The following is a 20,305-nucleotide window of genomic DNA, read 5'->3' as shown; positions in this document are numbered from 1 at the left end:
CTTTAGTCCTCCGACAGAAATAATGGCAAAGTTTGGACCTTGCGCTGAATCGATTCACACGATACTCATTTTGCAACCGGTTGCAAATACAATGTTCGGAGCCGCAAAAGATGCCTGATATCGGAATTGGAATTGTGGGTGGCGGCTATATGGGCAAGGCGCATTCCGTTGCCATGTCCGCAGTGGGTGCGGTGTTTAACACAGCGCTCAGACCACGGCTTGAGGTGATCTGCGCCTCAACCCCCGAAAGCGCCGAGCGCTACCGCGTAGCATACGGCTTCCAGCGCGCAACCGACGATTGGCGGGTCTTGGTCGATGACCCGAAAGTCGGGGCCATAGTCATCGCGTCGCCCCAGGAAACCCACCGTCACATTGCCGAAGCGGCTTTTGCTTTGGGGAAGCCGGTTTTGTGCGAAAAACCTTTGGGCGCATCGCTGGAGGATAGTCAGGCCATGGTCAATGCCGCTGAGGCGGCGGGTGCCGTCAACATGGTCGGCTTCAACTATATCCGCACACCTGCCAGCCAATACGCGCGCAAGCTGATTATCGATGGTGAGATTGGCGATGTCACCTGGTTTCGCGGAGAGCACACCGAGGATTTCTATGCCGACCCGCAGGCCCCCGCCACATGGCGGACAACTGGTATGGCAAACGGGACGATCGGGGACCTGGCCCCTCATATGGTGAACGGTGCACTGGCTCTGATCGGACCGATTGCGCAGGTCATGGCCGATGTCGAAACCGTGCACCGAATGCGTCCGGGTGGTGAGGTCACAAATGACGATCACGCCCAGATGATATGCCGGTTCGAAAACGGTGTGATGGGCAACCTCTATTTCAGCCGTGTCGCAACGGGCCGCAAGATGGGTTATGCCTATGAAATATCGGGCACAAAAGGGGCGATCCGTTTTGACCAGGAAGATCAGAATGCCCTGTGGCTGTATCGCCGCGAAGGCCCCGAGGCGCAGCGGGGATTCACCAAAATCCTGACCGGCCCCGCCCACCCGGATTATGAGCCCTTCTGTCAGGGTCCAGGTCACGGAACCGGCTATCAGGACCAGATTATCATCGAGGCCAAGGATTTCCTGCATGCCATCCACACGGGTGAAGCGATCTGGCCGACCTTCCGCGACGGGCATGAGGTGAATCGGGTGCTGGCGGCGGCGCTTGCATCCTCGGACCAGCGACAGTGGAAAAACACCAGCGATTTCTGATCGCTCAACGACACGTTCTGAAGAAAGACTTAAGACCATGGCAAAGCTGAAATGGGGCATGATTGGTGGCGGCGAAGGCAGCCAGATCGGGCCTGCCCACCGGTTGGGTGCGCAAGCAGACGGGATGTTCGAATTCGCCGCAGGTGCGCTGGATCATCGCCCGGATGTGGGTAAGGAGTATGCTCAGCGGTTGGGCATCGCTGCAGATCGCGCCTATGGCGATTGGCAAGAGATGTTGGCCGGAGAGAAAGACCGCGACGACCGGATTGATCTGGTGACAATTGCGACTCCGAACTCAACCCATTTCGAGATTGCCAAGGCCTATCTGGAGGCCGGGTTTAACGTGCTGTGTGAAAAGCCGATGACCATGACGGTAGAAGAGGGCGAAGAGATTGTGCGCGTGGCCGAGGCGTCCGGCAAGATATGTGCAGTGAACTATTGCTATTCGGCCTATCCGATGGTGCGCCAGGCCCGTGCCATGGTGCGAGCTGGAGAGATCGGCAAGGTTCGTCTGGTCGTTACCAATTTTAGCCATGGGCATCATGGCGACGCGACAGACGCCGATAATCCGCGCGTCCGATGGCGCTATGATCCGGCCATGGCAGGTGTCTCGGGCCAGTTCGCGGATTGCGGCATTCACGCGCTGCATATGGCCAGCTTTATTTGCGATGATGAGGTGAAATCACTGTCGGCCGATATGGCCTCGACCATTGCCAGCAGGGAGTTGGAAGATGACGCAATGGTCAATTTCCGGATGGAAGGTGGTACGGTTGGGCGGCTCTGGACCTCATCGGTGGCGATTGGGCGGCAGCACGGGTTCGACATTCAGGTGTTTGGCGAAACCGGCGGTCTGCGCTGGGCGTCCGAGCATCCGAACCAGTTGATTTATACACCGGTCGGCGGGCGCACCCAGATCATCGAAAAGGGTGAAGGTGGGCTGCATGACGAAGCGCTGCGCCTGTCGCGTGTCGCCATCGCCCATCCTGAAGGTTTCCCGCTGGCCGTGGCCAATATCTACTGCGATCTGGCTGATGCGATCCGGGGTGAGGCACGTGATGGTCTGCCAGGCGCCGCTGATGGGGTGCGTTCCATTGCGGCTGTGCATGCAGCAGTCGCGTCAGGCAAAGAGGACGGCGCGTGGAAAGACGCGCGTCCGCCAATGTTCCGCTAATCAGGGGTGCGGTCGCAACGTGCCCCGCTCAATCACGCGGCAGGGGAATATCCGGGCCTCAGGGTATCTCTGAGGCTCTTTCAGCATCTCTTCGACCAGATCGACCGAAGACGTAATAATCTGCTTGATGGGCTGGTGAATAGTCGTCAGATCAACGCTTTCCCAGCGTGCCATTTCCATGTCATTCAGGCCGATGATGCCAATATCCTGACCCGGTTTCAGCGCATGATCTGAAAGGGCTGACAACGCACCGACAGACAGGATATCGTCACCGCAGAAATACCCGTCTGCCGGAGACCCATTCAGCAAACGCAGCATCTCGGCCCGTCCAGCCTCAAACGAATAGTTGTCTGCGAAGGAATACGAAATCTGCAGCTCTGGATGCTGCTCGGCTTCCTCAATGAACCCGCGGTATCGATCCAAAGCTGAGGTCGCGCTTTTTGGCCCGCCCAGATATCCGATATGCTTGTATCCGCGCGCGACAAGCTCGCGCGCCGCCATGCGCCCACATTCGACATTGTCGATACCAACCACATGCACCTCGGGCGATGTTGCTGAACGCCCAAACGTGTGCACCACCGGCACACCGGCATCGTGGAACGCCTTGGCAAAGCTTGGGGGCAGGGTCGAGGATGCGACTATAACGGCATCGACCGAATACTGGCGTAGCATGCGGACGGAATTGGCAGGCTCAGTCTCATCCGTCAGGTTCACGATCAGCGGACGCAGCCCGCGTTCCTGCAACGCGCGGGTGAACTGGTCGAACACCTCAAGGAAAATAGGGTTGTGAAAGTTGTTGGAAATCAACCCAATCAGCTTGGTCCGCCCGGTCGTCAGCGATGAGGCTAGCGCGTTTGGGCTGTACCCCAGTTCTTGCGCGGCTTTTTCGACCTTGCTGCGGGTCTTGGCCGAGACCGAGGCGCCTTCGGTAAAGGTTCGCGAAACTGCGGACCGGGATACGCCTGCCAGTGCTGCGACGTCTTTAAGTGTAACGCTCAATATTTATACCATTCGTGCCGCGCAGGCTTTGGGGTTGTCATTGCAAACTATTATGCATCTAAGCAACGGTTCTGCAACCGATTGCAACAGGGGTGCAGGATCTGAGATCGCTTGCGTTGGGCTTGACGAATTTCTTCGCTGCTTCAGGTTTGGATGATGACCGCAAAACGCGTCGCAATCGTATCGAGTGGCATTTTGAGCCCTCTCAACAGTGCGTTGGAATTTGCCAAACGCATCAAGGCTTTGGGTTATGAGGTGTCGATCTTTGCTCCGGCCTCGGCGCACGATCTGATTGAACATTATGGTTTTGCCCATCACGCAATCCCGAACCCGCGTGTAAATGCATTCGACGCACTGATTTCGAAAGAAGACAGGCGCAGTTTGCAGCGCGACGGTTGGATGGATGCTGCGATCAAGGCGTTCGGGGTCGATGAGTTTGCAGAAGCGTTGCTAAACGCACGGCCTGATATCGTGTTTATCGATTGCGAGATGCATGCGCAGATCATCGTTGCAATGTCTTTGAACATTCCGGTTGTGCAGTACAGTAACATGTTCCTGTCTCCACCGGGCACACAGGCCCCACCGCTGAACAAACGCGCGTTTCCTGGTCGCGGGCTGGGGGGCAGTAGACCGGGCATCGCGCTGCTGTGGTGTCGGTTCTTGCTTTGGAAACTGTCAAAGATACTACGCAAAAGACTGTCAGAGCGCGGGGTGGATTATGCCTCGACCCTGATTGAACTTGCTAGGCGTCATGACGTTCCGGTGTCTCGGGTGTTGCGCCTGGTCTGTTGGCAGATGCCTTGGACCTACCGGTTGCCAACCATGTTGCTGTTGCCCCGTGCGTTGGATTTGCCGACTCCTTCACGGGCCGATCTGACCTATTTGGGTCCAACGATATTGCTGGATCGCCCTGAACACCCGCATGACCACGATAAGATCGCACAGTTTTGCGAGGCCAGCGCTTGGGAAAAACGAATCTTCGTTGGGTTCGGAACGATCATGAGGTTAGACAGTGGTCTGCTGCCAAACCTGTGGGCTGTGGCCGCCAATCATCCCGACTGGAGGTTTCTTTTTGCAGCAGGGCAGAACTGGGACGGCATGGCTGAGACGCAGTTACCCGCAAATGTCGATGTCGTGGCCTGGGCTCCGCAGCAACATGTTTTGAAACACGCCGATCTGGCGATCATGCATGGTGGAACGGGCGGCTTTGTCGAAGCTGTCGATGCAGGCACGCCGATGTTGCTGTATCCGCATGTAAATGACCAACACGGTAGCGCAGCACGCGTCGTGTTTCATGAGATCGGCCGCGCTGGGGATCGGAATGATCCGGTCGAAAAGATCGAAGATGACATCCGCAGCTTACTGAATTCTGCGAAGGTCAGGCAAAACTGCATCCAAATGCAAGGACGATGCCGGGATGAGCACAGCGAGGGCGATCTGTCGGGCTATCTGCGAGGATTGATGTCGCGCGACTAGAAAATTCAACAGGTTGTGGCTGAAACGAGAGTGATACGCTCATCCAAAACGTCCGCCGTTTCAGGCGGGCAATCAGTTTGTTTGATCCATACGACAGGCGCGCCCGTAGAATTTGCAAGACAACGAAGAAAATGAACCAGTGGACGAAACGCCCAAACTCATGGATCACGCTCGGCCCGGCGATCTGGCTGGCCTGGTGCGCAGTCTTCCGGATGTGACCTCACAAAACTTCCGGAGTGTATGGGGTTTGGTCGGTCAGCATGGTGCTTTTTCTTATCTCATGTCGAATCATCGGGATTACAGCGGCTCTGCCGAAGCCTTCGTCGAAGCGATGTTGTCATTTGGAGAGAACTGTTCTGACAATGGCTTCGCTATGGCGATCATTTCACAAGTCCTGACTGTGCAAAATCCGCTGCATCAATTCGCATCGCCTGACCAGAAAACAACCTATCTGCCGCGCCTGCTTGCCGGAGAGTTACTGGCCGCCTTTGCGTTGACCGAGCACGAAGCGGGCTCTGATGCGCTGTCGCTGAAGACTCGGGCCGAGTATGTGGATGGAGGGTATCTCATCAACGGGGCCAAAGCGTATGTCGGCATGGGTCCGATTTGCGATCTGGCGATCGTATTCGCCAGAACCGCGCCGGATAAAGGGCGCTGGGGACTATCTGCTTTTTTGGTTCATGCTGACGACGAAGGTTTTATCCGCCATCCAGGGCAAAAGAAATTGGGGTTGAATTCAGCGCCGTTTGGCCAATTGGAATTCAATGCGTGTTGGGTACCCGAAACCCGCAGGCTGGGTCCAGAAGGTGCGGGTGCTTCAATTATCCAGTCGACATTGGATTTGGAGCGTTGCTTTATTTTGTCCGCGCAAGTTGGTGCTATGCGGCGTCAATTGCGGGAATGCGCCGAGCATGCAGCGACGCGCATTCAATTCGGTAAACCTATTGCAGCGTTCCAGTCGGTCTCCAATCGTCTGGCAGATATGCGCACCCGATTGGAAACATGCCAGTTGATGCTAAGGCGCGCGGCACAGTTGTACGACACCGGGCAGCCTTTGACCCAATTTGCTGCGATGGCCAACCTTCATATCTCAGAGGCACTACTAAGTTCGGGTATGGATGCCATGCGCTTGATGGGAGGGCAGGGGTATTTGGCGGGATCGACCGCTGGGTCGGATGTTGCCGATGCAATCGGCGGCGTGATCTACTCCGGCACATCGGACATCCAACGTGAAATCATTTCCAAGATGGAGCTTCAACAGGCGCGCGAACTAAGGGAGCGACACCAATGAATCTCTGGTCTGGTGCAAATCTAATTGCTGGGCGCTCGGCCGTAACGCTTAAAGCCGTTCTTTGGCTCGGTCTGCTATTCTTTACGACGACGGCCAACGCGCATCGCGTGAACGAAAGTTACGTCTATTTTGATGTCACAAAAGACAGTTTGGGCGGTCGGATCGAAGTCACGCTGACCGACCTTACGCGAATTCAACGAGGTCAAGCAGAGGTTTCAGAAAGCCTGGATCAGGCTGAAGTTCTTGCCGGTATGGACGCTTTCTTCGACTATTTCGAAAAGCACCTGCAGTTGTCCTTTGAGGACGCGCCGTATCAGGTGGAGTTTGAAGAGATCACGTTTTTTGACACCTCGGTCGATACGTTTGCTCAGTTGCACTTTAACATTCCGGGGGTCGAAACAACGCCGACCACCATCCAGATGTACTATGACGGGGTGTTCTCGGATATCGATCCAGAACATCGCGGATATGCACTGATTGCCAGCAACGCGCGCAACGGGATGGACGAGAATGAGGCCTATATCTCGCTTGTCTTTGCACCGGGCGACGGCATGAAAGACCTGTATCTGAATGATGAGCCATCCAAAGACATTGCGCGCACCTTTTTTGAGCGCGGTGTCTGGCATATCTGGTTGGGTTTTGACCACATCCTGTTTCTGGTGACCCTGCTGTTGGGTGCAGTTATGCGGATCGACAACCAGCGCTGGGTCCCATCTGAAAGCATCCGCCAAAGCCTTTGGTACATGGTCAAGATCGTGACTGTCTTTACCATCGCGAACACTGTTGCTTTGTGTTTGGCGACGTTCGGAGCAATCACATTGCCGGTTCCTCTTGTCGAAGCGGTCATAGCTTTGTCTATCGTTGCCGTTGCCATCGGTAACCTGGTACCTCGCTATCATGCGCAGGTCTGGATCGCAGTCGTGATCTTCGGCATTTTCCACGGCCTGGGCTTTGCAACTGTTCTTGAGCCTTTGGGGCTGGATCCAGAGCGCAAAATGCTTGGACTGGCGACTTTCAATGTCGGGATTGAGATTGGACAGCTTGCAATTGTGCTTGCGCTGTTTCCGATCTTCTTCGCCCTGCGTCGTTTGTCAGCCTATCGTACCGTAGCACTGCACTTCGGGTCAGTGGCGCTTATGGCAATGGCGGCGCTTTGGTTTTTTGAGCGTACCGTTGATTGGTTTCCGAAGTTTAGCCAATCGGTCGTGATGCTTGTGAACTAGGGAGTCGAGGCTGTGTTTCTGGACGACCCGATAGCCCACAACGCGCAAGCATCGCCGGATGCCCAGGCCCTATGTATGCTTGGCCAAGGCATGACCTATGCCGCGTTGAACGAGCAGGTTGATCAGATCGCCACTGCGCTGCTGGAACAGTCTGTCGCAAAGGGCGACCGCGTCGTTATCTGCGCAGCCAAAAGCCCTATGGCGATTGCTGCGATCTACGCAGTCCTGCGTATTGGGGCGATATATGTGCCAATTGATCCCGCCGCCCCGGTCGAGCGTGTGGCGGCGCAGCTTGCTAAGGTAGCTCCGGTGCTGGTTATCGCCGACGCAACGCGGTTGGGGGCGTTTGCTGATAGCGTGCCCAATGTTCCGCTTCTGGACCTTGAGCAACCAACTACGGGCAAAACATCACCCGACAAATTGCGTGATCGGTGCGCAAAACGCTCCGCTGATGACCCTGCATATATTCTTATGACATCCGGCACGACGGGTTCCCCCAAGGGTATTGTGCATACCCACAAAAGCGGTTTGGCCTACGCTCAGATGGCGGCAAGCCTGTGCGCGCTGCGTTCCTCTGATCGCGTCAGCCACCACACGCCCGCGCATTTTGACATGTCGATTTTTGATATATTCAGCACTGCCGTGGCTGGGGCTTGCGTGGTCATCATTCCAGAGATGCATGCAAAGCTGCCCGCCAGTCTGTCAGAGCTGACGCAGAGCGAGGGCATCACCGTCTGGTATTCAGTTCCTTACGCATTGATCCAAATGGTCGAACGTGGCGCATTGGTCGAACGTGATCTGAGCGCTTTGCGCGTTGTCATGTTTGCGGGTGAGAAAATGCCCCCTGCTGCGCTGAAGGCGTTTTCCAACCATGCGCCAAATGCGGTGTTTCTGAATGCTTATGGGCCTACAGAAACCAACCATTGTACGACGTCAGTTCTGGCGCATGACGATCTGGATGGAACCAGCCCTCTGCCTATTGGTCTTCCTGATGTAGGTGTAATCGCGCGGATCGGGTCTGATGCCGCAGAAGCATCTAACGGAGAGCTTCTGATCGCTGGCGACCAGGTCATGTCTCAGTATTGGAATGATCCCGATCAAACCGCGGCAGCCTTTTGTAACTTGCCTGACTCCTCAGGGCAGATGCGGCGTTTTTATTGCACGGGTGACATCGTGCGCCGAACTGAAACCGGAGCCTTGATGCTGATCGGGCGCAAGGACCGGCAGATCAAGCTGCGCGGCTATCGGATTGAACTGGATGAGGTCGAGCTTGCCTTGGTGAACGCGCCTTTTGTGACCGAAGCGGTTGTGATTGCCAGGGATCAGGCACTCCTGGCTTTTGTCACGGGCGCATCCAAGTGCGATCTTGAGCAGTTGAAACGTCAATTAGAAGCTGTGTTGCCGCCCTACGCGGTGCCGCAACACATTGAATGGTTAGAGAGTATGCCTCGCACGTCGACAGGTAAGATCGACCGGGCGAATCTTGTGGGGAAAGCCGATGAAGACCGTGCAGCCTGAACGCCAAACCGATGCGCTGCGCAACTACGTGCAGCAGACGCTGTTGGGAGGGCGCGTCATCACTGATACGGATGAGTTACTACTCAGCGGGATGATCGACTCGCTGGGCGTAATGTCGTTGGTGGGCTTTATCGAAGAGACCTATGGCATCGACATACCGTTCGAAGATGTGACGCTTGAGAACCTCAGCTCAATCGACGCCATCCTGCGCTATGCCGATGCCCGGCAATCGGCGCGGTGCTGAGGGAATGACCATGTCCTACCCGTTGTCAGATAGCCAGCAGCGATTTTGGAAAGGTCATCAGCTACAGCCGGATGTGCCGCTTTATAACATGGCGTGGCGCTTTGATCTGCGCTTTGATCTGAACCTAGATTTATTTCGACAAGCCTTTGCCGAGACCTTGCAGGAAAATGCGGTCCTGAGAACGGTATTCCAAGGCCCGCATGATAGTCCCGTTCAGCTTGCGGCTGAGCCAAACATGCAGTTGCTTGAGTGTTTCGACCTTAGCACGCAGCCCGACGCCAAGGGTCTACTGGATCAGCAGTTGGACGAGTTAAGCCGGTCTCCGTTTGATCTGTCGCACAGCACTTTACGTAGCCAACTGCTCAAGCTTTCGGAACATCATTGGGTTTGGGCTGTGTGCCAACATCACATCGTATGTGACGCCCAATCCGGTGCGTTGTTGTTCGCCCAGATGTCGCGCAGATACGCAGCGCTTGAAAGCGGTGAGGTGACAAAGGTCGACCCTTCGCCCAGCTTCTTTGATAGCGCTCCGATGAAGGCGCAGACAGCCGGTACCGAGCCCACTTCACCTGCGCAGTCGGCAACGCCACCTTATGGCAGCGTGCCGAAGCGCTCGTCCTTTTCCAAACGGCTGAGCATCGCCGCAGAACCGTCACTTACCGAGCAAATGGAAAACACCATCAAGCGCCCTGCGTTCCGGTTGTTTACGCCAGATTTATCCCGCTTGGCCTGCTACCTGACTGCTTACATTGCCTATCTCCATCGGGTGACAGGCGACGATCGGATCACAATTGGCCTGCCGTCCCACAACAGGTTGTCAGATGTCGACAAGGCGACACTGGGTCCCTTTGTCGAGGTGCTTCCTTTTGAGATTGAGCTCGGTGCAGATGACACATTTCTGGATCTGCATACGAAGGTCAAATCTGAGTTGGGCTTGTTTCTGAGGCGCGCAAAGCCGGGGGCAGCCGCAGCCGGGAACACATCCGCCATCAGTGCGGTCCTGAACTACATTCAGGCCGAATTCGGAGAGTTTGCAGGCCATCCTGCAGATGTTCAGTGGCTCCACAGCGGCGCTCATGACGCGGCCCACTTCATGCGCCTGCATGTCATGGATTTTTTGGGCAGCGGCAGGCCCGATCTACAACTGGATGTACAATCAGAGGTACTGGACGCTGTGTCACCAGACGCGCTGCAATCGCATTTCCTTGCGATATTGGATGCAGCTTTGAAGACGCCGGAAACTACGATCGCGGCGCTTGATCTCGCTACCGATGATAACGACAGAGCGATCCTGATGGGCCCGGCCGAATGCCTGCAACCACAAACAGTGTTGCAGGCCTTTGCCGCGCAGGTCGAAAACTCTCCTGGCTCGGTCGCGCTGTCTCAGGCCGAGGCGCGCATGACCTACGGGGAACTTGATCTGCGCAGCGATCAGATTGCCGCGCATATCGCCCGTCAAGACATCACCCCCGGATCAAGCATCGCGATCCATATGCCGCGGTCGTTTGAGTATGTTTTTGCTTTGCTAGGAATTCTCAAGGCGGGGTGCAGTTTCGTACCCATCGCGGCCAATACACCCTTCGTGCGTGCCGATGAGATCATCAGCCGTTCGGGTGCGCGTGCCGTTTTTCTGGCGTCAGGTGACACGCGTAGCTTTGCGTGTCAGAGCTTAGATGTCGCGAACATTGCCAAAGAGTCTGATCCGATCGTTCACGCGCCGGACCGCACCGATTTGGCCTATATTCTGTTTACATCAGGTTCGACCGGAACCCCAAAGGGTGTCGAGGTAAGCCACGAAAGCCTATCACGCTATACCCAATGGGCGGCAGATACGTTCAGTGGGCCCGAACCAGCACATTATGCGTTTTTCTCGTCTGTTTCTTTTGATCTGACGCTGACCTCACTGTTTGTACCCCTGATAAGCGGGGGTTCCATCCGCATCTATCCAGAACGAACCGATCCAGATTTGGCCGTTCTGGATGTGTTCGCAGAAGATGCTGTCGATCTTGTGAAACTCACCCCGTCTCATCTGGCGCTGGTGTGCAGACAGGGGCGGGCAGTCCAGCGTATTCGGACGCTCGTCCTTGGGGGCGAGAACCTGACATCGCAGTTGTGCCGGACGGCGAAACAGGTGCTTTCACCGGATCTCTCGTTGATCAACGAATACGGGCCAACCGAGGCTGTGGTTGGAGCTATGTATCACAAGTTCGATGCGCGCGCTGATACCGCGACTTCGGTTCAGATCGGCCAGCCCGCCAGCGGTATGTCGATCAGCATCCGCGACAAAGGAATGAACATCTGTCCACTGGGTGTGACTGGGGAAATAGTGATTGGCGGCCGATTGGCAGAAGGATATCTGGCATCGCCTGCGGAAACGGCTGCAAAATTCTGCGACGATCCTGTCGGGCTGCAGGGCCGGGTTTATCGCAGCGGTGATCTGGGCCGGATCACGCGGGACGGGCGTTGCGAATATCTCGGTCGTCTTGACCAACAGATCAAGATCGGCGGCGTTCGTTTCGAAGTGGCCGAGATTGATCATGTCTTACGTCAATTGCAAACTGTAAGCGCGGTACATGTGGCCACCGGGTCTGTGCGCAAGCCTGATGCCAACGAGCAAAGATGCCGCGACTGCGGTGTAACCAGCGCTGTTCCAGGGATCGCGTTTCCGGTACGCGATCTTTGCGGGATTTGCGCTGAGTTCGATCGCTACAAAGACCGCGCCGCCGTCTACTTCCGGGATGAGCCCGAGCTTGGGGCCGAGATCGCAAAAGCCACCCGATCCAGCACAGGCCCATACGACGCCGTGATGATGCTAAGCGGCGGCAAGGACAGTACCTATGCTGCGTATCGCTTGGCAGGGCATACTTCGCGCGTTTTGGCGGTGACCCTGGACAACGGCTATATCTCAGATCAGTCCAAGGACAACATCCAAAGGGTTGTCAATGATCTGGGCTGGTCGCATCGCTATCTCAGCACAGATAAGATGAACCAGATCTTCGTCGACAGCCTAAAGATGCATTCAAATGTGTGTCAGGGATGCTTCAAGGCGCTTTACACGTTGGCCTTCCGAACCGCACTTGCTGAAGGCGCACCATTGATTGTAACCGGCCTGTCCCGGGGACAGTTTTTTGAAACCCGCCTGACCCCTGATCTGTTCCGAAACGCCGCCCCTACCTGCGCGCAGTTGGATGATATGGTCACCAAAGCACGCAAGGCCTACCACGCCGAGGATGACGCGCTGTCACGCCTGCTTGAGACGGACGACTTGAAGGACGGGCAGTTTCTGGATCAGGTCGCCGTCTTGGATATCTATCGCTACATTGATGTACCCGTTTCCGAGATCTACGCGTTCCTCGAACGCCATACCGCCTGGCAGCGACCCTCGGATACAGGACGATCCACCAATTGCCTGATCAACGATGCAGGCATTCACGTTCACAAAACACGTGAAGGGTATCACAACTACGCACAACCCTATGCGTGGGATGTGCGTATGGGCCACAAAACGCGTGCGCAGGCTTTGGACGAACTGGATGATCAGATTGACACAGATCGGGTTCAATCAATCCTGAACGAGATCGGATTTGACGAGCCGATTGAGCCGCCGACAAAACTAACTGTCTATGTCGCAGGTCAGGGCGTGCGCGAACAGGAGGTCTGGCAAACCCTGCAGGCGCATTTTTCACGCAGTGTGTTGCCAGAACATGTGGTGGTGCTTGAAGAGATGCCTCTGACCAACAATGGCAAGGTTGATGTGGCACGGTTACCCACCGGGCGGCGCGGTCGGACGGGCCAGCCCCTTCAGTTTGTTGCACCCGAGACAGACATGGAACAGCGCCTGTCTGGGATCGTGGCCGAGGTTCTGAAAACTTCGCGGATCAGTGTAACCGCAGATTTCTTTGATCTGGGTCTCGATAGTTTGGCAGCGATCGAAATCGCGATCAAAGCCAATGAATGCCGGGTGCCTTTGCCCGCCACGGCTTTGTTCGAATACAGAACGCTCAGATCGTTGGCCGGATATGCGGAAACCGTGCCCGAAGAAAACTCCGTCGGAGGTGCCGACGACGCTTTGATCGAGCTGGATGAAGACGACCTATCAAGCATCGCAAAGGCGTTAGGCTGAAATGGGGTATCCAGAGGGCGTTGCTGATATACTTCCTTTGACCTCTGCACAGCAGGGCATGCTGTTTCATTCTGAGGGCGAGAATGAAATGCGCGGGCAATATGTTGCGGTTATCAGCTGCGTGTTGAACGGCCCGCTGGATTCCAAGCGTCTGATGGCGGCAATGGACGCTGTATTGAATGCACGCGATGCATTTCGTGCCGGGTTTCTATGGCAAGGCGTCAAACAACCAGTTCAAGTGCTGCGCGAGAATGTAACTCTGCCGTGGAATGAGCTAGATTGGACTGCCCGAACAGATGTTGAGCAGAGCCTAAAAGACCTGATCAAGTTAGAACAAACCCGCCAATTCGATCTGAAAACACCACCATTGATGGCCGCCACGCTGATCAAACTCTCTGACACACAATGGCGGTTGATCTGGACGGTTCACCACCTGATCAGCGATGGTTGGTCCACTGGCGTTGCCTTTCGTGACCTCTTTGATCGGTATAGCGGGAGAGACGTGGCGAAGGATATTCCGAGCTTCAAAAGCCATTTGGCTTGGCTTCGCACGCAGGGCCCGTTGACGGATACGGAGTTTTGGACGGATCAATTCGACGGTCTGGAAGAGCCCAGCTTTTTGCCTGATGCTGATATGAAGTCTGCGCAAACACAGACATCGTTATCTGCGTCACTCGGCCAAGACCTGATGCAACAGATCGAACGCGTTGCCGTACAGTTGAAAATCACACCAAATACCGTTCTGTCTGGGGCATGGGCGCTCTCGCTACGACGGTTTCTACAGCAGGACGACATAGTCTACGGCACAACAACCGCTGGGCGGCCACCTGAGATTCCCAACATCGCCAACGCCATCGGCGCTTTTGTAAATACCTTGCCGGTTCGGTGCAGGATTGAGCCATCAATTTCTGCCGGTGCGTTCCTGCGGAAGCACGGACAGGCCGAGGTTGAACGCCGCAAGCACGAATTTGCCGCGCTGGCGGAGGTTCAGAATTGCGCCCCTTTTCCAAGCGGAACCGCCCTGTTTGACACTTTGTTCGTCAATGAAGGCGTCTCTGAGACAAGTTACGATTTTGATGAGATCCGGATATCTGACCTGACCAGCACGCAATACAGCAATTATCCGTTGTCGTTTCTGGTCACACCAAAATCCGATCTTGGGATAGAGATCTACTTCAATCCGGGTCGCATATCCGATGCAGCTGTTCGAGGGGTTGTTTCTGACTACGAGCGGATACTGTCAGAGATCACAAAAGACCCTGATTGCCTTGTCCGAGACTTGTTGAACCCTCAGAGCGATATTGTGCCTCGTATTGCGGGACCGGTGGCAGAGCATGTCGTGACGCGCTTTCTGCATTTCGCGCGAACGGCACCTCAGTCCATCGCACTTACTGATTACGCAAAAACCCTGACATATGCCGATGTGTCCTTGCGCGCGCGCACGATTGCATATGCCCTGCGACAGGCCGGCGCCCGGAATGGCGATGTCGTCCCCGTTGCGCTGCCACGCGGGGCAGATGCTGTTGCCGCGTTTCTGGGCGTGATGATGTCGGGCGCGGCCTATGTGCCACTTGATCTGGACTACCCCGCTGACCGCATCGCGCAAGTACTGGACACAATTCAGCCGAAACTGATTGTGACAACAGAAGCCTGCTTATCAACCCTGCCGAATACACAGGCGCGACCAGTGATTGTAGACACGCTGACAGAGGCCATTGATCCGGATGACGTCACCACAGGAGACACTGCATACGTCATGTTCACGTCCGGCTCAGAAAACAGGCCCAAAGGAGTATTGATCTCGCAGGGTGCCTTGGGAATGTCGACCGCCGCGCGCGACACTGTTTATCAGGATAAACCAGAGGTCTACCTCCTGCTGTCTTCTCTGGCATTTGATAGTTCGGTCGCCGGTCTTTATTGGACGCTCTGCACCGGCGGTCACCTCGTCATCGCCACCAAGAACCTTGAACAGGAGCCCGCCAAGCTCGGAGCTCTAATAGCCCGACATGGGGTGACACATACACTGTGCTTGCCCGGACTTGCGCGTGTTTTGCTGGCCTCTGTTCCGAAACGCGATTTGCGCAGCCTCAGGGTTTTGATTGCCGCTGGTGAGGCGCTGAACACATCCTTGCCGCAGGAGCTGAGGGCACTTGTGCCCGGTTGTCGGTTGATCAATGAGTACGGGCCAACCGAGGGTACGGTCTGGTGCACCTCGTTCGACGCGACCGAGATCGCCGCAGGGCAGGATATACCGATTGGCAGGGCAATTCCCGGGGTTTGGGTCGGTATCCTCGACCGCGATGGGCACCCCGCAGACCCAGGCGTTGTTGGGGAAATTGTGGTTGCTGGTCCGACGGTGGCAGAGGGGTATTTCCGCGACCCGGAACAATCCCAGGCTTATTTCTTCGAACTGGGCCCACACCGTTTACGCGCTTATCGAACCGGGGATCTTGGGGTTGCCGATGAAATCGGTTGTATCTCGTTTCTGGGTCGAAGGGACAGACAGGTCAAAATTCGCGGTCATCGCGTTGAATTATCCGAGATCGAGGCGGTAGCGCAGAGTATCGCGGGTGACGTGAGGGTTGCAGCGCTGGTACTCGACACAGGTGGATCAAAGCAGATCGCTCTGGCACTTGAATGTCCGCCCGGCGATACGCTTTGTGCGCGGGTGCAAAGCCATCTAGCGGCGAGCCTGCCGAAGCCATTCCATCCGAGCTCGGTTGTTGGTGTTGCGGCTTTTCCAGAATTGCCTAACGGAAAGCTGGACCAAAAGACATTGGCATCAGACCTTATGCGGAACTTCGGGTTCCAACGGGGCGAAGCTCCTAGCGCGGGGCTTGAGGCACAAATCGCTGAGCTTTTTGCAGAGGTCCTAGATACGCCGTGCGAGTCGCGCGACGCGAATTTCTTTGATCTGGGCGGGGACAGCCTGTCGACCATCAAAGCCTATGCGATGGGTCAGGAAAGGGGCGTTCACTTTGAGCCCACCGATGTGTTCAGCTGTCCGACTGTTGCCGAGCTTGCCCAACGCGTCTCAGATCGCCAGTCAGAAGCTTCGTTTTCCGAACCTGAAAGCACATTCCAAATTTCTAATCCCGGCCCGGGCAAAACCACAGTACTCATTGCACATTGTTCGATTCAGTTTTGCAGGTATATGGCCCGCTACCTCGGCTCGGATCATTCGGTGGTTCATATTCCCAGCCATCGTACGCAGGGCACACCAATTCCATTCGACAAATCTTATCCGGAACTTGCATCTGCGGCGATCGCGCAACTCGAGCAGTCAGAAATCGATGCCCCCTTTGTTCTATGCGGATACTCGGCCGGAGCGCCGATGGTTATGGAGATGGCCAGGCAAATTGGCGAGGATAAAATCAAAGGGATGGTTCTTCTGGACCCGCCGTCCAAGATGGTAGGCGCGGAACCGGGCTTACAGCCGATTTACTATCGCACATACAAGCGATTGAGATACATCATCAAAGGCTGGAAGCGTCGTTACAGCGCCAGAAAAACGTTGCCCGAGATCAAACAACAACTGGTGCAGAACCCCAACGCCGAGGCCGCGCGCATTCGCGGCGTGGAAATCGCTCATGAACTGGCAATCAGCGCGTTCCGCGTTCCGCGTTTCGACCAACCGGCGCATGTGTTTCTGTGCCGTGGCAACCCCTCGCTTGAGACAGGGGATGTTCTGGATACGCATCTGCGACACAAAACGCTGCACAATCTGGATATGAAACATATCGAGCTAATGGGGCGACCAGATGCCTTTGCGCCGATCGCGGCGGCTCTCAAAGATTGTTCTGACTTAGAGACTGGCAATCAAGGCTGAAGCATTTTCAGCGCAGGTGCGCCGTGGACATGAAAAAAAGCCCGCGACCAAGCGCGGGCTTTCATTTTGGTTCTACGCCAGTGGCTTATTGCGGAATCTCGCCTTCCAGACCTTCGACATAGAAGTTCATACCTGCCAGCGTGCCGTCATCGGCCACTTCACCGTCAGCCAACCAATCGCTGCCATCCTGTTTTTTGATCGGGCCGGTGAAGGGGTGGTACTCGCCCGCAGCCATGGCCGCTTTCATCGCCAGCGCTTCTTCTTTGACATCCGCCGGAACCGCGTCAGAGATTTCGCCAATGGCGACCATACCTTCGCGGATACCGTCCCAGGTGTTCACAGATTCCCAGGTGCCGTCCATCACAGCCTGTGTTCGCGCGATGTAGTAGGGCGCCCAGTCGTCGATGATTGATGAGACGCGCGGGAACGGGGCATATTCGCTCATGTCCGAGGCCTGGCCAAAGGTGACAACATTGCCCGCCTCTTGCGCCGCCGCCTGCGGCGCAGTCGAGTCCGTATGCTGCAGGATCACATCAGCGCCTTGTTCGATCAGAACCTTCGCAGCGTCAGCCTCTTTCGCAGGATCAAACCAAGTGTAAGCCCAGACGATTTTAAACTCGACATCCGGGTTGACCCGTTGCGCGTGAATAAAGGCCGAGTTGATGCCCCGGATCACTTCGGGGATCGGATAGGAACCGATATAGCCGATGATGTTCGACTTGGTCATGTTACCCGCGATGTGACCCTGAACGGCGCGACCTTCATAAAAACGTGCCGAATAGACCGAGACGTTGTCGGCGGTCTTATAGCCAGTTGCATGTTCGAACTTCACATTCGGGAACTTCTTAGCCACGTTGATCGTGGGGTCCATATAGCCGAACGAGGTGGTGAAAATCAGATCGGCCCCTTCCAGCGCCATCTGGGTCATGACTCGTTCCGAGTCAGGGCCTTCAGGAACGGATTCAACGAACACGGTTTCTACCTTATCGCCAAAGTGTTCTTCAACCGCCAAGCGACCCTTGTTGTGCTCGTACGTCCAGCCACCGTCGCCTACGGGACCGACATAAACGAAGCCGACCTTTGTCTTGTCTTCGGCCATGGCGCCTGAGGCCAGACCCAGCGCCATTGTGGCACTTGCCAGAAGTGTAGTGAATTTCATGTATTTCTCCCCAAGTTGGTTCATTTGGCCCCTAGTGTGAGGCATGGAATATTCGGCCCAGTGAGGCAGGTGCGCTGCTCTTGTCGGCCGAAAGGATCACAAGCACAAGGATCGTGATGATGTAGGGCGACATTGCCAGATACTCGACAGGTATGGCAACGCCCGCTGCCTGCAAATTAAGCTGCAAGACAGTGATGCCGCCAAACAAATAAGCACCAAGCAACGCGCGCCATGGTTTCCAGCTGGCGAACACCACCAACGCCAGAGCGATCCATCCCACACCGGCGGTCATGCCTTCGGTCCACTGGGGCACTCGGATCAGACTGATATAAGCGCCTCCGAGACCCGCACAGGCACCCCCGAACAGAATCGCCAGAATGCGGATCTTGATGACCTTGTATCCCAAGGCATGGGCGGCATCATGGTTTTCACCCACCGCGCGCAGGATCAGCCCGACACGGGTGTATTTCAGCGTGGCCCAGACGGCAGCCGTTAAGGCGATGCCCACATAGAGGATCGGGTCATGCTGGAACAGGATTGGGCCAATGACAGGAATATCGCTGAGTATTGGGATATGGATATCCCCCATGCTGGGCGGCTTGATGCCCACATAGCTTTGTCCCATCAACGCGCTGAAGCCGAGGCCGAACAGGGTCAGCGCCAGTCCGCTGGCCACCTGGTTGGCCAGCGCCACCTGCGTCAGCAGCACGAACAGCAGGGATAGCACCGCACCCCCAATCGCTGCGGCGATAAAGCCAAGCCACGGAGAGCCGGTTTCGACCGAGATCGCAAATCCGCTGATTGCACCAACAATCATCATGCCCTCGACACCGAGGTTCAGAACGCCTGCTTTCTCGACGACCAACTCTCCGATCGCGGCCAGCAGCAGTGGGGTTGCGGCCACCATCAGCGAGGCGATCAGAAGGACGGGATTGATTTCACCAAGGTCCATTATGCCACCTCGCTACGGGCCGCACGGATGCGGTAGTTTGTCAAAAGATCGAACGCCAGCAAGAAGAACAGCAGCATCCCCTGGAACACCTGAATGGCGGCGGCAGGCAGACCCAGCTGAGACTGCGCGATTTCACCGCCGATATAGGTCAGCGCCATCAGGCCACCGGCCAGCAGTATGCCTACCGGGTGCAATCGGCCCAGAAAGGCCACGATGATCGCCGTGAAGCCATAGCCGACGTTGAAGTCGATGCTGACCTGCCCAGAGGGTCCAGACACTTCGAACATCCCTGCCAGCCCGGCCAATGCACCAGACATGCCAAGGCAGAACAGGATCAGACGGGCCGGGTTTACCCCTGCGAATTTCGCAGCGCGTGGTGCTTCGCCGGTAAGTCGAATGTGAAATCCCAGCATATGGCGGTTCAGCAGCACATAAGAGAAAATCACCGCAACGAAGGCCGCAACAACACCCCAATGCATCCCCGACCCTGCGATCAACTCGGCATTATGCGCGCTGTCATAGGATTGCAGGTTACGCGAACCGGGAAAGCCAAACCCTTCGGGGTTTTTCAGCAAACCCAGCGAGACCGAGGCCAGCATCTGCTCGGCCACATAGACCAGCATCAGAGACACAAGGATTTCATTTGTCCCGAAACGAACCTTCAGAAAGGCTGGGATCATCGCCCAAAGCCAGCCGCCAAACGCCCCGGCAAGTACCATGATTGGAAAGATGTAGAACGCCTCCAGCGGGTAAAAGGCCAGACCCGCACCTGCGCCAAATATGGCCCCCATAATGTACTGCCCCTCGGCCCCGATGTTCCAGATCCCGGCCCGGAACCCCAGCGACAGGCCGATGGCAATCAGCACCAAAGGTGCGCCTTTCACCAAGAGTTGTGGACGGTAATAGAACGCAAACTCACCAAACAGCGGTTCCCAGAAGATCGTGCCGATCGCTTCGACCGGGTTCTTCCCCAGAATGGCGAACAGGACACCCCCAAACACCATCGTCGCCAAAACAGCCACCAGAGGGGTCGCATAAGACCACGCTTTGGACGGCTGTGGCCGTTTCTCCAACACAATCATCTGCCCATCCCCCTGCGCATTCTC

The 20,305-nt window shown here is 56.1% G+C and carries 13 protein-coding genes; 9 read left to right on the top strand and 4 right to left on the bottom strand.

The features are described from left to right. Positions 1–110: 110 nt before the first annotated feature. Positions 111–1,214, top strand: a complete 1,104-nt coding sequence (locus ACR0EL_RS11460) for a Gfo/Idh/MocA family protein (RefSeq protein WP_480500006.1) — start codon at positions 111–113, stop codon at positions 1,212–1,214. Positions 1,215–1,251: 37 nt separating this feature from the next. Beyond that, the gene (locus ACR0EL_RS11455) at positions 1,252–2,385 is read left to right on the top strand and encodes a Gfo/Idh/MocA family protein (protein WP_480500005.1); all 1,134 of its coding nucleotides are present in this window, start codon (positions 1,252–1,254) and stop codon (positions 2,383–2,385) included. Here ACR0EL_RS11455 and ACR0EL_RS11450 read toward each other — a convergent pair whose 3' ends face one another. Further along, entirely contained in the window at positions 2,386–3,384 is a 999-nt protein-coding gene (locus ACR0EL_RS11450; protein ID WP_480500004.1) for a LacI family DNA-binding transcriptional regulator, read from the bottom strand. Between the two features lie 156 nt (positions 3,385–3,540). Between ACR0EL_RS11450 and ACR0EL_RS11445 the strand changes: the two genes are divergently transcribed. The 7 genes from ACR0EL_RS11445 (at position 3,541) to ACR0EL_RS11415 (ending at position 17,088) form a co-directional block, all read left to right on the top strand. Continuing rightward, on the top strand, positions 3,541–4,860 hold the full coding sequence (locus ACR0EL_RS11445) for a glycosyltransferase (RefSeq protein WP_480500003.1): 1,320 nt from the start codon (positions 3,541–3,543) through the stop codon (positions 4,858–4,860). Positions 4,861–4,999: 139 nt separating this feature from the next. Continuing rightward, positions 5,000–6,151 carry an acyl-CoA dehydrogenase family protein gene (locus ACR0EL_RS11440; RefSeq protein WP_480500002.1) on the top strand — a complete coding sequence of 384 codons (1,152 nt, stop codon included), beginning with the start codon at positions 5,000–5,002 and terminating at the stop codon, positions 6,149–6,151. Further along, positions 6,148–7,374, top strand: coding sequence for a HupE/UreJ family protein (locus ACR0EL_RS11435; RefSeq protein WP_480500001.1), 1,227 nt, complete (start codon positions 6,148–6,150; stop codon positions 7,372–7,374). Before ACR0EL_RS11440 ends, ACR0EL_RS11435 begins: the two co-directional genes overlap by 4 nt. Positions 7,375–7,386: 12 nt before the next feature. Beyond that, complete coding sequence (locus tag ACR0EL_RS11430) at positions 7,387–8,892, top strand: amino acid adenylation domain-containing protein (protein ID WP_480500000.1); 1,506 nt, start codon at positions 7,387–7,389, stop codon at positions 8,890–8,892. Then, positions 8,873–9,136, top strand: a complete 264-nt coding sequence (locus ACR0EL_RS11425) for an acyl carrier protein (protein ID WP_480499999.1) — start codon at positions 8,873–8,875, stop codon at positions 9,134–9,136. The genes ACR0EL_RS11430 and ACR0EL_RS11425 overlap by 20 nt, the downstream gene beginning before the upstream one ends. Before the next feature lie 10 nt (positions 9,137–9,146). Further along, a complete protein-coding gene (locus ACR0EL_RS11420; RefSeq protein ID WP_480499998.1) occupies positions 9,147–13,259 on the top strand; it encodes an amino acid adenylation domain-containing protein in 4,113 nt (1,370 codons plus the stop codon). Position 13,260: 1 nt separating this feature from the next. Continuing rightward, complete coding sequence (locus tag ACR0EL_RS11415; RefSeq protein ID WP_480499997.1) at positions 13,261–17,088, top strand: amino acid adenylation domain-containing protein; 3,828 nt, start codon at positions 13,261–13,263, stop codon at positions 17,086–17,088. Between the two features lie 85 nt (positions 17,089–17,173). Here ACR0EL_RS11415 and ACR0EL_RS11410 read toward each other — a convergent pair whose 3' ends face one another. Genes ACR0EL_RS11410 through ACR0EL_RS11400 form a run of 3 tightly spaced genes read right to left on the bottom strand, consistent with a single transcriptional unit; the run spans position 17,174 to position 20,281 of the window. Beyond that, positions 17,174–18,247 (bottom strand): BMP family ABC transporter substrate-binding protein, encoded by a 1,074-nt coding sequence (locus tag ACR0EL_RS11410; protein WP_480499996.1) that lies wholly within the window; start codon positions 18,245–18,247, stop codon positions 17,174–17,176. A gap of 31 nt (positions 18,248–18,278) precedes the next feature. Continuing rightward, the gene (locus ACR0EL_RS11405) at positions 18,279–19,199 is read right to left on the bottom strand and encodes an ABC transporter permease (RefSeq protein ID WP_170536118.1); all 921 of its coding nucleotides are present in this window, start codon (positions 19,197–19,199) and stop codon (positions 18,279–18,281) included. Continuing rightward, positions 19,199–20,281 (bottom strand): ABC transporter permease, encoded by a 1,083-nt coding sequence (locus ACR0EL_RS11400; RefSeq protein WP_480499995.1) that lies wholly within the window; start codon positions 20,279–20,281, stop codon positions 19,199–19,201. Before ACR0EL_RS11400 ends, ACR0EL_RS11405 begins: the two co-directional genes overlap by 1 nt. Positions 20,282–20,305 lie beyond the last annotated feature (24 nt).

The organism is Ruegeria sp. AH12, assembly GCF_056541465.1.
The sequence above is the reverse complement of the archived record's forward strand: the minus strand, read 5'-3'. Positions and strand labels throughout refer to the sequence as shown.

Coding starts and splice junctions, on each gene's coding strand:
- ACR0EL_RS11420 (WP_480499998.1), top strand. CDS start 9,147: ATGTCCTACCCGTTGTCAGATAGCCAGCAGCGATTTTGGAAAGGTCAT.
- ACR0EL_RS11460 (WP_480500006.1), top strand. CDS start 111: ATGCCTGATATCGGAATTGGAATTGTGGGTGGCGGCTATATGGGCAAG.
- ACR0EL_RS11455 (WP_480500005.1), top strand. CDS start 1,252: ATGGCAAAGCTGAAATGGGGCATGATTGGTGGCGGCGAAGGCAGCCAG.
- ACR0EL_RS11405 (WP_170536118.1), bottom strand. CDS start 19,199: ATGGACCTTGGTGAAATCAATCCCGTCCTTCTGATCGCCTCGCTGATG.
- ACR0EL_RS11415 (WP_480499997.1), top strand. CDS start 13,261: ATGGGGTATCCAGAGGGCGTTGCTGATATACTTCCTTTGACCTCTGCA.
- ACR0EL_RS11425 (WP_480499999.1), top strand. CDS start 8,873: ATGAAGACCGTGCAGCCTGAACGCCAAACCGATGCGCTGCGCAACTAC.
- ACR0EL_RS11410 (WP_480499996.1), bottom strand. CDS start 18,247: ATGAAATTCACTACACTTCTGGCAAGTGCCACAATGGCGCTGGGTCTG.
- ACR0EL_RS11445 (WP_480500003.1), top strand. CDS start 3,541: ATGACCGCAAAACGCGTCGCAATCGTATCGAGTGGCATTTTGAGCCCT.
- ACR0EL_RS11400 (WP_480499995.1), bottom strand. CDS start 20,281: ATGATTGTGTTGGAGAAACGGCCACAGCCGTCCAAAGCGTGGTCTTAT.
- ACR0EL_RS11435 (WP_480500001.1), top strand. CDS start 6,148: ATGAATCTCTGGTCTGGTGCAAATCTAATTGCTGGGCGCTCGGCCGTA.